This window comes from Bradyrhizobium sp. USDA 4449 (assembly GCF_054056275.1).
The window spans coordinates 4,643,945-4,657,861 of sequence record NZ_JBSRYD010000001.1; the positions used below are offsets into that span (position 1 = coordinate 4,643,945).

At 65.4% G+C, this 13,917-nt stretch carries 10 protein-coding genes; 4 read left to right on the forward strand and 6 right to left on the reverse strand.

Going from position 1 to position 13,917, the window contains the following annotated elements; all coding sequences use genetic code 11:
* Nucleotides 1–108: 108 nt before the first annotated feature.
* Nucleotides 109–879, reverse strand: a complete 771-nt coding sequence (locus tag ACVIIW_RS21595; protein WP_456702575.1) for an SDR family NAD(P)-dependent oxidoreductase — start codon at nt 877–879, stop codon at nt 109–111.
* A gap of 242 nt (nt 880–1,121) precedes the next feature.
* Entirely contained in the window at nt 1,122–1,409 is a 288-nt protein-coding gene (locus ACVIIW_RS21600) for a hypothetical protein (RefSeq protein ID WP_456702576.1), read from the reverse strand.
* A gap of 112 nt (nt 1,410–1,521) precedes the next feature.
* On the opposite strand from ACVIIW_RS21600, the gene ACVIIW_RS21605 reads away from it, so the two are divergent.
* The 3 genes from ACVIIW_RS21605 to ACVIIW_RS21615 all read left to right on the forward strand — a co-directional run bounded on the left by ACVIIW_RS21605 (nt 1,522) and on the right by ACVIIW_RS21615 (nt 7,460).
* Nucleotides 1,522–2,922: a CoA transferase gene (locus ACVIIW_RS21605; RefSeq protein ID WP_456702577.1), complete on the forward strand. Its 1,401-nt coding sequence runs from the start codon at nt 1,522–1,524 to the stop codon at nt 2,920–2,922.
* Nucleotides 2,923–3,067: 145 nt separating this feature from the next.
* Complete coding sequence (locus tag ACVIIW_RS21610; protein ID WP_456702578.1) at nt 3,068–4,312, forward strand: efflux RND transporter periplasmic adaptor subunit; 1,245 nt, start codon at nt 3,068–3,070, stop codon at nt 4,310–4,312.
* Between the two features lie 31 nt (nt 4,313–4,343).
* Nucleotides 4,344–7,460 carry an efflux RND transporter permease subunit gene (locus tag ACVIIW_RS21615; protein ID WP_456702579.1) on the forward strand — a complete coding sequence of 1,039 codons (3,117 nt, stop codon included), beginning with the start codon at nt 4,344–4,346 and terminating at the stop codon, nt 7,458–7,460.
* Nucleotides 7,461–7,468: 8 nt separating this feature from the next.
* Here ACVIIW_RS21615 and ACVIIW_RS21620 read toward each other — a convergent pair whose 3' ends face one another.
* Together ACVIIW_RS21620 and ACVIIW_RS21625 are read right to left on the reverse strand one after the other, a co-directional pair.
* The gene (locus ACVIIW_RS21620; protein ID WP_456705220.1) at nt 7,469–8,419 is read right to left on the reverse strand and encodes an amidohydrolase family protein; all 951 of its coding nucleotides are present in this window, start codon (nt 8,417–8,419) and stop codon (nt 7,469–7,471) included.
* A 204-nt stretch (nt 8,420–8,623) separates the two neighbouring features.
* Nucleotides 8,624–10,051, reverse strand: a complete 1,428-nt coding sequence (locus tag ACVIIW_RS21625) for a TolC family outer membrane protein (protein WP_456702580.1) — start codon at nt 10,049–10,051, stop codon at nt 8,624–8,626.
* 216 nt (nt 10,052–10,267) lie between these two features.
* Between ACVIIW_RS21625 and ACVIIW_RS21630 the strand changes: the two genes are divergently transcribed.
* Nucleotides 10,268–12,127 (forward strand): acetyl-CoA hydrolase/transferase C-terminal domain-containing protein, encoded by a 1,860-nt coding sequence (locus tag ACVIIW_RS21630; protein ID WP_456702581.1) that lies wholly within the window; start codon nt 10,268–10,270, stop codon nt 12,125–12,127.
* Between the two features lie 37 nt (nt 12,128–12,164).
* Here the strand turns inward: ACVIIW_RS21630 and ACVIIW_RS21635 are convergent, their stop codons facing one another.
* Nucleotides 12,165–12,944, reverse strand: coding sequence for an enoyl-CoA hydratase (locus tag ACVIIW_RS21635; RefSeq protein ID WP_456702582.1), 780 nt, complete (start codon nt 12,942–12,944; stop codon nt 12,165–12,167).
* Between the two features lie 95 nt (nt 12,945–13,039).
* Entirely contained in the window at nt 13,040–13,726 is a 687-nt protein-coding gene (locus tag ACVIIW_RS21640; RefSeq protein WP_456705221.1) for a hypothetical protein, read from the reverse strand.
* Between the last annotated feature and the right edge of the window lie 191 nt (nt 13,727–13,917).

Genomic DNA, 13,917 nt, shown 5'->3' on the forward strand with positions numbered 1-13,917 from the left:
GCCACTCCGTCGTCATGCCCGGGCTTGTCCCGGGCATCCACGTCCTTCAGCGTGTGTGGTGGCGCCTGGATGGCCGGACAAGCCCGGCCATGACGGCGGAGCGGGGCTTCAGAAATTCACCCGGTTCGAGATCGCCCCGTCCACGACAAGATTGGCGCCCGTGGTGAACGCCGACACCGGGCTTGCCAGAAACACCGCCGCGCTCGCGATCTCCTGCGGCGTCGCCATGCGCCCCGTCGGATTTCGCTTCATCGCGTCATTGTAACGCTCGGGCATGTTCTGCTCGATCATGTTCCAGACGCCGCCCTTGAAGTAGACGGTGCCGGGCGAGACGACATTCACGCGGATCTTCTTCCTGGCATATTGCCGCGCCAGTCCCTTGGCCATGTGGATCAGCGCCGCCTTGATCGGGCCGTAGGAGCTGGCGAGATCGGCCTGCGCCGCCGAGATCGAGGAGATGATGACGAAGGCGGCATCGCCGCTCTTCTCGCCGCTGGCCTCGAGGAACGGCCGCGCCGCGTCGAATGCATGTACGGCGCCGAGCACGTCGAGCCGGAAATTCTGCTCCCACGATGCGGCATCGTGGCCTTGCGCCATGGCACCGGCATTGGCGAACAGCAGGTCGATGCCGCCGAGCTCCCTGGCCGCGCCCTCGACCCATGCCTTCAGCGCCGCGCCGTCGGTGACGTCAACGGGGCCGCCGGTGGCGTTGATGCCGCTCGCCTTTAATTCGGCAACGGTGGCCGCGACCTGCTCTGCATTGCGCGCACACACCGCGATATTGCTGCCTTCCGCGGCCAGCGTTGCCGCAATCGCTCGCCCGATGCCACGCGTGCCGCCGAGCACGATGGCGCTCTTTCCGTTGAGACCGAGATCCATTGGTTGGTTTTCCTTTTGATGATCGCTGCGGGAGTGTAGCTGCGTAACGACCGTCATCGCAAATGCAGCTGCAAGACCGTCACCCTGAGGCGCCGGAGCGTAGCGCAGGCCTCGAAGGGGGCGACAGCCCGGCTGCCACCTCGGCCGTTCATCCTTCGAGGCTCGACTTGCGATGCGTGGCATCGCAAGCCTCGCACCTCTGGATGACGGGACTCGCAGAAGACTCGGAGCAATTTCCAACCTTACTCCGGCGCAGCCCCCACCGGAGGGCCGCCGGGCGGGCGATGCAGGAAGGTCAGCGAGGCATAGGCGCCGACCCAGGAGCCGATCGCCGCAAAGGCGACATAGACGGCGTTCTCGGTGTAGCTGATCACGGCATAAGAGGAGAGCAGATACCAGATCGCGCTCCAGCTTGCGGCCGGTACGCGCTTGCGCGCGACCACGGCTGACGTAAACATCACATAGACAGCGTCGGTCGCCGCTGTTGCGACGAACACGGCGCCGGCGGTGAGGGGGGCGATGGCAGCCATTGCAATCCTTTCCGTGCTCATGGGATGGTCGCAACAAAGCTACAGCATGATCCGGAAATGTGCGCAGCGGTTTTCCGAAAAGATCATGCTCGCATGACACACAGAGGCACCAATGCAAAGCCCCACCGACATCCTCCGCGACATCTGGACCTCCGCTGGCGGCCACACGGCCGCGCTCGACGGCGTGCATCTCACGGGCGAGGAGCCGCAGATCCCGTCCTCGTTCCGTGTCGCCGTCGCGGGCCAAGCGACAATCGGCGCCTCAGGCCTTGCTGCCGCAGAGATCTGGCGGCTGCGCAGTGGAGAGGCGCAGGACGTGACGGTCGATATGCGCCACGCGGTCGTCGAATGCCGCTCGGAACGTTATCTTCGGCTCGACGACAAGCCGCCGCCACCCGCCTGGGACGCCATCGCCGGCGTCTACAGGACCGGCGACGGCCGCTTCGTTCGCTGCCATACCAATTTCCCGCATCACCGCGACGCCGTCTGCAACGTGCTCGGCTGCGTGCCCGAGCGCGACAAGGTGCAGGCCGCGCTGATGCAATGGAACGGTGAGGATTTTGAAAGCGCGGCCTATGCCGCCGGCGGCGTCGTCGCGCTGATGCGCTCCTGCGACGAATGGTCGGCGCTGCCGCAGGCACGTGCACTTGCCGAGCTGCCGCTGGTCTCGATCGAGAAGATCGGCGATGCGCCGATCAAACCCTGGCCTGAAGGCGATCGTCCGCTCGCGGGCCTGCGCGTGCTCGATCTCTCCCGCGTCATCGCAGGTCCCGTCGCCGGCCGCACGCTCGCTGCCCACGGCGCCGACGTGCTGCTGGTCTCCGGGCCGGACCTGCCGGCGATTCCCTGGCTGACCATCGACACCGGTCGCGGCAAGCTCACCACCTTCATCGAGCTGAAGAGCGAGGCGGGCAGGGCGCAAATGCGTGAATTGCTGAAGGGCACCGACATTTTCTCGCAAGGCTATCGGCCGCGCGCACTCGCTCACCTCGGCTTCTCGCCGGACGAGGCTGCGGAAATCAATCCCGGCATCGTCTACGTCACCCTGTCCGCCTATGGCCATGCCGGTCCCTGGGCCGAGCGGCGCGGGTTCGATTCGCTGGTGCAGACCACGACGGGCTTCAACCATGCGGAAGGAAAAGCAGCCGGTATCCATGGTCCCAAGGAATTGCCGGCGCAGATGCTCGACCACGCCACCGGCTATCTGATGGCGTTCGGCGCGATGATGGCCAAGGCGCGCCAGGCCCGCGAAGGCGGCAGCTGGCACGTGCGTGTCTCGCTGGCGCAGACCGGACGTTGGCTGTGGAATCTCGGCCGGCTCGAGGGCGGTCTCAGCACCCCGGATCTTACGGGTGAGGCCGTACATACTGCGTTCATGGAAACCATGTCATCTGGCTTCGGCACGTTGAGGGCGGTGCGCCATTCGGCCGTGTTGTCGAGGACGCCGGCGCAATGGAGCCGTCCGGCGATGCCGCTCGGCAGCCACCCGGCGCAATGGCCGGCGCGAAGCTGACGTGAAGCTGACATGTCGCAAAATTTTAACGCAAACCGAAGGACGGCCAGCGTTTTTTAGGTTGTCTGAAATCTCAATTCGGCACTATTAGCGCGACCGATGAGGCAGTCGTCTGCCGAGTTCGTCGCAGACACGACCGGGCCCCATGGTAGCTGAAAAGACCAAGCGATTGCAGTTGCTTACAAAACGACGGGTGATCGCATCCGTAGTTTTACTGGCGCTTGCCGGGGCTGGTGCGTACGGCTTCCTCTCTGCCGGCGCCAAGGACAAGAAGAACTCCGAAGTCTCCAGCCAGTCGCGCAAAAACGCCCAGAATTTCAAGCCGACGCCGTCCGAATGGGCGACGCTGACGATCGAGCCGGTCAACGCCAAGACCTTCCGCGCGGAATACGTCACAGAGGGCAAGGTCGCAGTCGATGAGGACCGCTCGACACCGGTGTTCTCGCCCTATGCGGGCCGGGTGACAAAGCTGCTGGCCAAGCCGGGCGAGACCGTGACCCAGGGACAACCGCTGTTCACGATCGAGGCCGCCGACACCGTGCAGGCCCAGAACGATTTCATCGCGGCGATGACATCGCAGAACAAGGCAAAGTCGGCACTCGAGCTTGCCGACATCCAGTACAAGCGCGCCAAGGATCTCTATGAAGGCCGCGCCATCCCGCTCAAGGATTATCAGCAGGCGGAAGCGACCCAGGTTCAGGCGCAGAACGACATGCGCTCCGCGGTGACCGCGCTGGAGGCCGCCAACAACAAGCTGCGTATCCTCGGTTTCACCGACGCGACGATCAAGGCGTTCCAGGACAAGGGCACCATCAACCCTGAAATCACGATCTATGCGCCGCTCTCGGGCACGGTCGTGCAGCGCAAGATCGGCCCGGGGCAATATGTCAGCGCCGGCGCCAGCGATCCCGTCTTCGTGATCGGCGATCTTTCCACGGTCTGGCTCACCGCCTTCGTGCGCGAGAGCGACGCTGCGCAAGTCAGCGTCGGGCAAGACATCTCCATCAACGTGATGGCGCTGCCGGGCCGCCCGCTGACGGCCAAGATCAACTACGTCGCCGCCGCGATCGATCCGAACACCCGCCGCCTGCTGGTTCGCGCCACCATCGACAACAAGGACGGCCTGCTCAAGCCGGAAATGTTCGCCAACGTCACGATCTATTCGGCCGGCGATCGCGCGGCGCCTGCAGTGCCGAAGCAGGCGCTGATCTATGAAGGCGACCAGGTCCGCATCTGGGTCGCGCGTGAGGACAAGTCGGTCGAGCTCCGCCAGATCAAGATCGGCCTCATCAACGGCAACCTCGTCGAGGTCACCAGCAACCTGAAGCCCGGCGAACAGATCGTCGTCAAAGGCAGCCTGTTCATCGACCGCGCGGCGTCCGGTAGCTGATCGACGCCCCGAGAAAACTGCGAAAACCTGAATGGACCGTCTCGTCGCCCTAGCCGTCAACCGGCGCTTCCTGATGGTCGGCATGTTCGTCGCCGTGTTCATCGGCGGCCTGATCGCGTTCAACCAGCTCAACATCGAGGCCTATCCCGACCCGACCCCTCCGATGGTCGACATCGTCACCCAGAGCCCGGGCCTCTCGGCGGAAGAGATCGAGCGCTACATCACGATCCCGATCGAGACCCAGGTCGCGGGCCTGAAGAACCTGACGACCATCCGAACCATCTCGCTCTACGGCCTCTCCGACGTCAAACTGCAGTTTTCCTTCGCCTACACCTATGAAGAGGCGCTGCAGCAGGTCTTGAACCGCCTGGCGCAGCTCGCCCCGCTGCCGGGCAACGTGCAGCCGCAGATCTCGCCGCTGAGCCCGATCGGCGAAATCTTCCGCTATCGCCTGGTCGGCCCGCCGAACTACAGCGTGCTCGACCTCAAGACCATCCAGGACTGGATACTGCAGCGCCGCTTCCGCTCCGTGCCCGGCGTGATCGACGTCACCGGGTGGGGCGGCAAGAGCAAGACCTATGAGATCCAGGTCGACAACAACAAGCTGGTCGCCAACGGCCTGACGCTGCCGCAGCTGCTGCAGGCGGTCAGCAACTCCAACGTCAATGTCGGCGGCAACACCGTCGATATCGGCCAGCAATCGGCCGTGGTGCGCGGCGTCGGCCTGATCCGCTCGATCGACGACCTCGCCAACACCATGGTTGCCCAGACCAACGGCAATCCCGTGCTGGTGAAGGACGTCGCCACCGTCACCGTCGGCCAGAAACCGCGACTTGGCATCGCTGGCCTCGACGATTCCGACGACATCGTGCAAGGCATCGTGCTGATGCGCCGCGGCGAGCAGAGCACGCCGACCATCAATCGCGTCGAGCAGCTCGTGAATCAGATCAACGGCTCGACCATCCTGCCGCCGGGCGTGCGCATCGAGCGCATCTATGACCGCAAGGACCTGATCGACCTCACCACCCACACCGTTCTGCACAACATGGTGGTGGGCATCCTGCTGATCGTGCTGCTGCAGTGGATATTCCTCGGCGATCTCCGCAGCGCGCTGATCGTCGGCGCCACGATTCCGTTCGCGTTGTTCTTCGCGGTGATCATTCTGGTGCTGCGCGGGGAATCGGCGAACCTGCTCTCGGTCGGCGCCATCGATTTCGGCCTGATCGTGGATGCCACCGTCATCATGGTGGAGGCGATCTTCCGCCGCCTGACGCAGACCACCCCGCCTTCGGAATCCGAGCACATGTCGCAAGAGACGCTGTTCGGCATGAAAAGTCACGCCATCCTCAGCGCCGCGGCCGACGTCTCGCGCTCGATCTTCTTCGCCGCCGCGATCATCATCGCGGCCTTCCTGCCGCTGTTCACGCTCTCGGGCGTCGAGGGCAACATCTTCGGACCGATGGCGCGCACCTATGCCTATGCGCTCGCCGGCGGCCTGCTTGCGACCTTCACCGTGACGCCGGCGCTATCGGCGATCATCCTGCCGGCGCATGTCGAGGAGACCGAGACCAGGGTGATGCAGGTCCTGCACCGGCTCTACATGCCGTTGCTGAACTGGGCCGTCGCCAACCGCACCATCGTGCTCGGCGGTGCCGTCGGCCTCGTGGTGATGACGATCCTCTTCGGGCGGCTGCTCGGCCTCGAATTCCTGCCCAAGCTCGAAGAGGGCAACCTCTGGATCCGCGCCACGCTGCCGCCGACCATTTCGCTCGAGGAGGGCAACACCTACGTCAACGAGATGCGCAAGCTGATCCGCGCCCGGCCCGAGGTCGAGTCCGTGGTGTCGCAGCACGGCCGCCCCGACGACGGCACCGACGCCGCCGGCTTCTTCAACGCTGAATTCTTCGCGCCGCTGAAGCCCGCGAGCGAGTGGCCCGGCACGCATGACAAGGAAGAGCTGACCGCGGAGCTGTTGAAGCAGCTCGACGATCGCTTCCCCGGCGTCGAGTTCAACTTCTCGCAATATCTCCAGGACAACGTCTCGGAGGCCGTCTCCGGCGTGAAGGGCGAAAACTCGATCAAGCTGTTCGGCAGCGACCTTCAGGCGCTGACCGACACCGCCAACAAGATCAAATCGGTGCTGGCGACGGTGCAGGGCATCACCGACCTCGCGGTGTTCACCTCGCTCGGTCAGCCGACCGTGCAAATCGACATCGACCGCGCCAAGGCCGCGCGCTATGGCCTGGCGCCCGGCGACATCAACGCCACCATCAAGGTCGCGATCGGCGGCGACACCGCCGGCGATCTCTACGAGCCGGGCAGCGATCGCCACTTCCCGATCATCGTTCGCCTTGCGCCGGAATATCGCCGCAGTGCGGAGGCGATCCAGAATATCAGGATCGGGGCGCCCGGGCCGAACGGCTCGATCACCCAGATTCCCCTCAGCGAGGTCGCTACGATCAACCTGGTCTCCGGCGCCGCCTACATCTATCGCGAGCAGCAGGAACGCTATTTGCCGATCAAGTTCTCGGTGCGTGAGCGCGATCTCGGCAGCGCGATCCGCGAAGCGCAGCAGAAGATCGCCGATCAGGTGCAGCTGCCGCCCGGCTCGCACATGGAATGGGTCGGCGAGTTCGGAAATCTCCAGGATGCGATCCGGCGCTTGTCGATCGTGGTGCCGATCTCGCTGGCGCTGATCGCCGTCCTGCTCTGGTTCAATTTCGGCTCGATGACTGACACGCTGCTCGCCATGAGCGTGATCCCGATGGCGATCTTCGGCGGCGTGCTCGGCCTGCTGATCACCGGCACCGCTTTCAGCGTCTCGGCGGCGATCGGGTTCATTGCGCTGTTCGGTATCGCCGTGATGGACGGCATCATCATCCTGTCGCAGTTCAACCAGCTGATTGATGAAGGCATGGACCGCCTGGGCGCGGTGATCCGTACCGGCGAATTGCAGCTCAGGCCGGTGCTGATGACCTGCGTCGTTGCCGGCGTCGGCCTGCTGCCGGCCGCGCTGTCGGGAGGTATCGGCTCGCAGGTGCAAAAGCCGCTCGCGGTCGTGGTCGTCACCGGCATGATGCTGGCGCCGCTCGTGATCCTGGTGACCTTGCCGGTGCTGATCTCGTTCTTCTCCCGCCGCGCGCGCTGACGCCGCCCTCAAAATCCGTAGAGCCGCGCCGGATTGTCGACCAGGATCTTCTTGCGCACATCGGCATCCGGTGCCCACACCGGAAGCTGGTTGAGCAGGCGGCCGTCGTCGATCTGGTGGAACGGCGCGATGTCCGTGGCCTTGCGGCCTTCGACCTGCGCCGAATCCGGATGCGGCCAGTCGGTGCCCCAGACGATGCGGTCCGGATTCGCAGCGATCAATGCGCGCGCATACGGCGCCATGTCCTGATAGTCGGGCGCGAGATGTGAGGAGCGATAGGCGCCGGAGATCTTCACATAGGCCTTGCCGGATTTGACGAGCGCGATGAGGTCGGCAAAGCCGGGCTGCGCGAGTCCGTGCGCAGCCTCGAGCCCACCAAAGTGGTCGAACACAGCGTGCACCGGTGAGGCCAGCACGAGATCCTTGATCGCCGAGATCATCGCCGGCGTGGTGTACAGCTGCACATGCCAGCCGCGGGCCGTCATGCGCTCGACCGCAGCGGTGAAGCGGGCGCGGCCGACATCGTGATTGTTGATGCCGTCGGTCGCCAGATTGATGCGGATGCCGCGAAAGCCGTCCGCATGCATCGCGTCGAGCTGGGCTTCCGTGGTGTTGTCGTCGATCACGGCCACGCCGCGCGCGGTGGCGCCGCGGGCCTTGATGCCGAACAGGCTGGCGGAATTGTCGGTTCCGTAGACGCTCGGCGTGACGATCACCACGCGCTCGATATGCAGCGCCTTGTGCAGCGCCGCCATCTCTTCCGGACTCGCAGGTCCCGGCGTATAGACGCGCCCCGCGAAGAACGGAAACTGTTCGACATCGCCATGGATGTGCGTATGGCAATCGCAGGCATGCGCAGGCATGTCGAAATCGACCGGCGTCGCGGGTTGCGCGGCTCGCGCGTAGATCTTGTCGGTCATGGCTGCTCCGGCGTTGCGACAGGCGCCGAAAGATAGCATATCAGCCTGGCCGTCCCGCCACGTCACTGCATAGCTGCTCGACCAGCTCCGCAACCGGCCGCGAACCGTCGACGCGGACGACCGGACGGGGCAGACCCGCAAGCCAGGCCTCATGCTTTGCGAGACTGCGGCCCTCGCGATCACCGGCTTCGTAGTGGCAGGCCCATTCGACGAAGTCTCCTCGCTCGACCCGAGGATTCGAAATTACTGCCCCGACGGCGTGCGCAGGCCGTGCCAGGCGTCGCGGACCTGATGGTAGTGCACCTCGGGCAAATAGTCCGGCGTGTTCAGGCTCAGCGTCTTGACGTCGAGATGGCCGACGGCGCTGAGCAGCGTGTAGGAGGCGATGACGCGGTCGCGCAGTGCGCCGATCAGGCGAGCCTTGGCCTGGATCAGGTCAGCCTGCGAGTTCAGCACGTCCACCGTGGTACGCTGTCCACCGGCGGCCTCGCGCTGCACGCCCTGGAGCGCAACCGTTGCGGCCTTCACCTCGGACTCCGAGGCGGACACCGCGATCTTGGCGCCCTCATTGGCGACCCATGCGCTGACAGCCGCGGTGCGCGCCTGGTTGCGCACCTGGTCGAGCACCAGGCGGCTCTGCGCCGTCACCTCCTTGGCCTGTCGCGTCTGTGAAGCGGCCTGGCCACCGTCATAGATGGGCGCGGTGACGTTGGCGACGATCGAGGCCTGGTCGGTGCCGAAGGTGCCGAGCGTCTGGTCGCTGTCGCGGCTGCGGCTGACGCTGCCCTGGAGGCTGGCGCTGGGCAGCAGCGCGCCTTCGGCCACGCGGATGTTGGTCGAGGCGACGTCGACGTCGAAGCTAGCCGCCATCACCGCCGGATGTTCGTGGATCGCCATCGCGATCGAATCCTCGCGGCTCTTCGGCAGATAGCGATCGACAACCTCGGCGGGCCGAAGTGCGGAGGGCGCATTGCCGATCACCTGCGAATAAGTCGCCTGGCTCACCGCGAGCGCGACCTCGGCGGCGTTCAGATCGGAAAGGCCTCGATTGAGGCGGGCCTCGGCCTGCGCGGTATCGGTCGGGGTGACGTCGCCGGCGTTGAGGCGGCGCTGGGTGATGGACAGCGTCTCGCGCAGGAAGGCGACGTTGGAGCGTTGCGCTTCAACCAGCGACTGGTTCGCCAACACGTTGGTGTAGGCGGTCACCGCGTCGAGCAGCACGCCCTGACCGACATTGCGCAGGGCTTCGCGGCCGGACTGCACCTGGAGTTCGGCAACCCGCACGCTGTTGGCGGTCCGGAAGCCGTTGAACAGCGTCTGCGACACCGTGACCCCGATGGTCCAGGGCTTCAGAGTTGCTGTCTGGATGGTGTTGTCAGGAAGCAGGTTGCGCACCGCCTGCAGGCCGGCGCTGAGGCTAGCCACGATCTGCGGCCGATAACCGGCCAGCGCCTGGGGCACGTTCTCGTCGGTGGCGCGCTGCCTTGCGCGCTCGGCATTGAGCTGTGGATTGGTCTGGTAGGCCTTGACCAGCGCTTCCGGCAGGGCCTCCGCACGGGCCGTCGCGGGCAGGCAGCAGAGCGCCAATGTCGTCCATGCCGCCAGGACAGGACCCACGCCCGATCGATGCCGCGTCATCACGCGACCAGCTCTGGCGGCACGCCCAATCATGTAATCCTGCAAAACCCCGGCTGTCCGCCCCCGCCGACGGCGGCTCTCTTAACTGTTTACCCAGCGGCGGTCCCGCAGGCAAACTGCCGCGGGGAAAACCTCCATGTATTCCGTGCTTGTTGCAGGTGCGTCACACACCCAACCCAGCCCAAATGCGCTATAGGGTCCCACAGTCCAATTCTGTCAGGTGCCTGTCATGCGGTCCGGACGCCACGGATGACGCCGACGTTCTTCTCCGATCCCGATGCGCTCGCCGAGGAGATCATTCGCGACGTCGGAACCGATCTGGTGGTCGGACTGCCGCTTGGCCTCGGCAAGGCCAATCATGTGGTCAACGCGCTCTATGCGCGAGCCTGCGCCGACTCTGACATCAAGCTGACATTGCTGTCGGCGCTGACACTGGAGAAACCAAGGCCGAAGGCCCTGATCGAACAGCGGTTCATCATGCCCGTGATCGACCGCCTGTTCGGCTCGTATCCCGATCTGGCCTATGCCGATGCGCTGCGCGAAAATCGGCTGCCGCCCAATATCAACGTCGTCGAATTCTTCTTTCTCGCCGGGCGCTGGCTGCACGTGCCGATCGCGCAGCAGAACTACATCTCGGCCAATTATACCCATGCGGCGGGCTATCTGCTGGCGCGCGGGATGAACGTGGTGACACAGTTGGTGGCCAAGCGCATCATCGACGGCGTGCCGCGCTACAGCCTGTCCTGCAACACCGACACGACGCTGGATGTGCTGCGCGAGCGCCGTGCCGGACGCGCGGCGTTCAAGCTGATCGCGCAGGTGAATTCCGAACTGCCGTTCATGCCGGGCGAGGGCGATCTCGCGGCCGACGAGTTCAGCGCCGTGCTGGACAGCGCAGCGACCGACTTTCCGCTGTTCGCGCCGCCCTCGGCGCCGATCTCGGATACCAAATATGCCGTTGGCCTCAACGCGGCGGCCCTCGTGCGTGACGGCGGCACGTTGCAGATCGGCATCGGGCAGGTCGGCGATGCGGTGGCGCAGGGCCTGATCCTGCGCCATCGCAACAGCACGGCGTTTCGCGAGATTGTCGCTCGGTTGTCTCCAACGCGACCAGCCGTCGCGCAGGAAGCCGGTGCTTTCGAGGCCGGCCTTTACGGCGTCAGCGAGATGGTCACGGAGGCGTTCATCGGCCTGATCGACGCCGGCATTCTCAAGCGCGCCATCGACGGCGTGGTGTTGCACGGCGCCTTCTTTCTCGGCCCCAAATCGTTCTATCGCGCGCTGCGCGAGATGCCGCCGGACCGGATCGCGGGGATCCGGATGATGCCTGTGTCGTTCACGAACGAGATCTACGGCGCGGAGGATGAGAAGCGGCGCGCCCGCGTCGATGCACGCTTCATCAATGTCACCATGATGGCGACGCTCCTGGGCGCGGCTGTGTCGGACGGGCTTGACGACGGGCAGGTCGTGAGCGGTGTCGGCGGCCAGTACAATTTCGTGGCGCAGGCCTTTGCGCTTCGTGGGGCGCGATCGGTCCTGACCTTCGAAGCGACCCGGCAGACCGGCGGCGCGCCGCAATCCAATATCCTCTGGCATTACGGACACGAGACGATTCCGCGGCATCTGCGCGACGTCTTCGTCACCGAGTACGGCGTTGCCGATCTCAGGGGAAAATCGGACGCCGACGTGATCGCGGCCATGCTGGGGATTGCTGACTCGCGCTTCCAGGACGAGTTGGTGCGGATGGCTAAGGACGCCGGCAAATTGCCGCGCGGCTACGAGATCCCTGCGGCCCGGCGCGAAAATCATCCTGAGCGGATCGCGGCAGCGCTCAAGCCCGCACGCGAGGCCGGGCTGCTGCCGTCATTTCCGTTCGGCTCTGATTTCACCGAGGTGGAGCAGCGCCTCATTCCGGCGCTGGAGATACTGCAAAACGCGCAACATTCATCGCGTGCGCTGGCGAGCCTGCTGTGGCTGGGGGTGATGCGAAAGCCTGATACGGCCGATCAGGCCTGTCTCGCACGCCTCGGCCTCGATCGCCCCAAAACCTGGCCGGAGCGCTTCTATCGCGCGCTGGTCAGCGCGGCCCTCGAGCAGAGCCGCGCCTGATCTCGGTGTCGTCCCGGCCTTCGGCGCGACGACGGAGCTATCGGTTCTTGTTCACCGGCTTGCGCTTCTCGATGAACGCGGCCATGCCCTCGGAGCGGTCTTCCAGCGCGAAGGTCGCGTGGAATAGATTGCGCTCCACGCTCATGCCTTCGGCCAGCGTGGTCTCGAAGGCGCGGTTGACTGCTTCCTTGGCCATCGCCACCGCGGGCCGTGACATCGCCGCGATCTTCTCCGCGGCCGCCATGGTTTCGTCCATCAGCCTGTCGGCGGGTACGATGCGGCTGACGAGGCCCGAGCGCTCGGCTTCCGCCGCATCCATCATGCGACCGGTGAGGCAGAGATCCATCGCCTTGGATTTGCCGATCGCGCGGGTCAGGCGCTGGGTGCCGCCGATGCCGGGGATGGTACCGAGCGTGATCTCGGGCTGGCCGAACTTGGCGGTATCGGCGGCGATGATGAAATCACACATCATGGCGAGCTCGCAGCCGCCGCCGAGCGCGTAGCCCGCGACCGCCGCGATGGTCGGCTTCCGGCAGCGCGCGATGCGGTCGCCGCCGATCGCGGCGAAATCCTCGGAGAACATGTCGATGAAGCTCTTCGGCTGCATCTCCTTGATGTCGGCACCGGCGGCAAAGGCCTTTTCGCTGCCGGTCACGACGATGCAGCCGATCGCGTCATCGGCTTCGAGATCGTCGACGGCCGCGGCAATCTCGCGAAAGACGCCGAACGAGAGCGCGTTGAGCATCTTCGGCCGGTTCAGCTTGATGAGGCCGACCGCGCCCTGGCTTTCGACGATGATGTGTTCGAACGTGCTCATGCTCCACCCACGCGTTTGATTGGGCGGGCAATGTGCCCGCTGGCGCGGATGCCTTCAAGGGGCTGGAACGCGCGAGGTGAGCGCGTCCCGAGGACTCAGGCCATGAACATGCGCGCGGCGGAGGCCAGCGTCAGCAGCGTGCCGACGCCGATGAAGATCTTGCCGATCAGGGAGCTCTGATCCCAGGCCGAGCTCGGCTGGCTGCTCGCCATCACTGGCGCCGGGCGCGGCTGTGCGTCGGTTGCTGCGATCACCGTCTTTTGCGCCCCCGGGTTGTCCTGTTGCAGGGCTCGGTCGAGGTCGTTGAGCTGATCGGCGGCCACGACCTGGTTCTCGGCGCCAGCCGCAGCGGGACTATCGGCCGCCGCCTGCATATCGTCGTTGGCGCGGCCAGTCATCGCCGACGCCGCGGCCGCAGGCGTCGTGTCGGCCGCGGCGACCTGCGCGTTGGCATTGGCAACTTCGGGCGGCATCTGGTTCGACGGCGGGGCGTCGGTGGCGGCCTTGTTGTCTGCCTGTTTGTCTGTCTTGGCCTCGTCCGCAGGGGGCGTCGCGTCCGCGTTGTTGGTCTTGTCGTCGGATTTCTGCGCCGTCTTGCTGTCGGTGTGGCGGCGAGAGGCGTGGTGCCGGTGCTTGCTTGGCTTGGCCGCATCGGTCTGTTTGCTCGCCCCTTCCGGCTTTGAGCCTGTGGCAGAACTCGGCGCGGCCTGCACTGCCGCTCCGAACAGCAGCAATAGTCCGGCCAAAACGATCCATGCCGCGCGCCCGCTGGCTTTCATCATGTTGACGATCTCCCCAATTCGCCCGTCCCGGTACCGAACAGAGACCCCGCTGCATGACGACAGCGGGGCAAAATATGGGAATCTTCGGGCCACACCGGGCAAATCCGGGGCAAACCGGCCGGCCGCGGCGGCCTGCCGGATGCGGGAGGCTTCGATCGGTGTTATGAGCCCTGACGCAGCTTCTGCGGCTG

What these genes read in the sequence shown, in the direction of transcription:
- ACVIIW_RS21625 (WP_456702580.1), bottom strand. Translation starts at nt 10,051, where the DNA reads ATGATTGGGCGTGCCGCCAGAGCTGGTCGCGTGATGACGCGGCATCGA.
- ACVIIW_RS21605 (WP_456702577.1), top strand. Translation starts at nt 1,522, where the DNA reads ATGCAAAGCCCCACCGACATCCTCCGCGACATCTGGACCTCCGCTGGC.
- ACVIIW_RS21610 (WP_456702578.1), top strand. Translation starts at nt 3,068, where the DNA reads ATGGTAGCTGAAAAGACCAAGCGATTGCAGTTGCTTACAAAACGACGG.
- ACVIIW_RS21630 (WP_456702581.1), top strand. Translation starts at nt 10,268, where the DNA reads ATGACGCCGACGTTCTTCTCCGATCCCGATGCGCTCGCCGAGGAGATC.
- ACVIIW_RS21595 (WP_456702575.1), bottom strand. Translation starts at nt 879, where the DNA reads ATGGATCTCGGTCTCAACGGAAAGAGCGCCATCGTGCTCGGCGGCACG.
- ACVIIW_RS21640 (WP_456705221.1), bottom strand. Translation starts at nt 13,726, where the DNA reads ATGATGAAAGCCAGCGGGCGCGCGGCATGGATCGTTTTGGCCGGACTA.
- ACVIIW_RS21620 (WP_456705220.1), bottom strand. Translation starts at nt 8,419, where the DNA reads ATGCTATCTTTCGGCGCCTGTCGCAACGCCGGAGCAGCCATGACCGAC.
- ACVIIW_RS21615 (WP_456702579.1), top strand. Translation starts at nt 4,344, where the DNA reads ATGGACCGTCTCGTCGCCCTAGCCGTCAACCGGCGCTTCCTGATGGTC.
- ACVIIW_RS21635 (WP_456702582.1), bottom strand. Translation starts at nt 12,944, where the DNA reads ATGAGCACGTTCGAACACATCATCGTCGAAAGCCAGGGCGCGGTCGGC.
- ACVIIW_RS21600 (WP_456702576.1), bottom strand. Translation starts at nt 1,409, where the DNA reads ATGGCTGCCATCGCCCCCCTCACCGCCGGCGCCGTGTTCGTCGCAACA.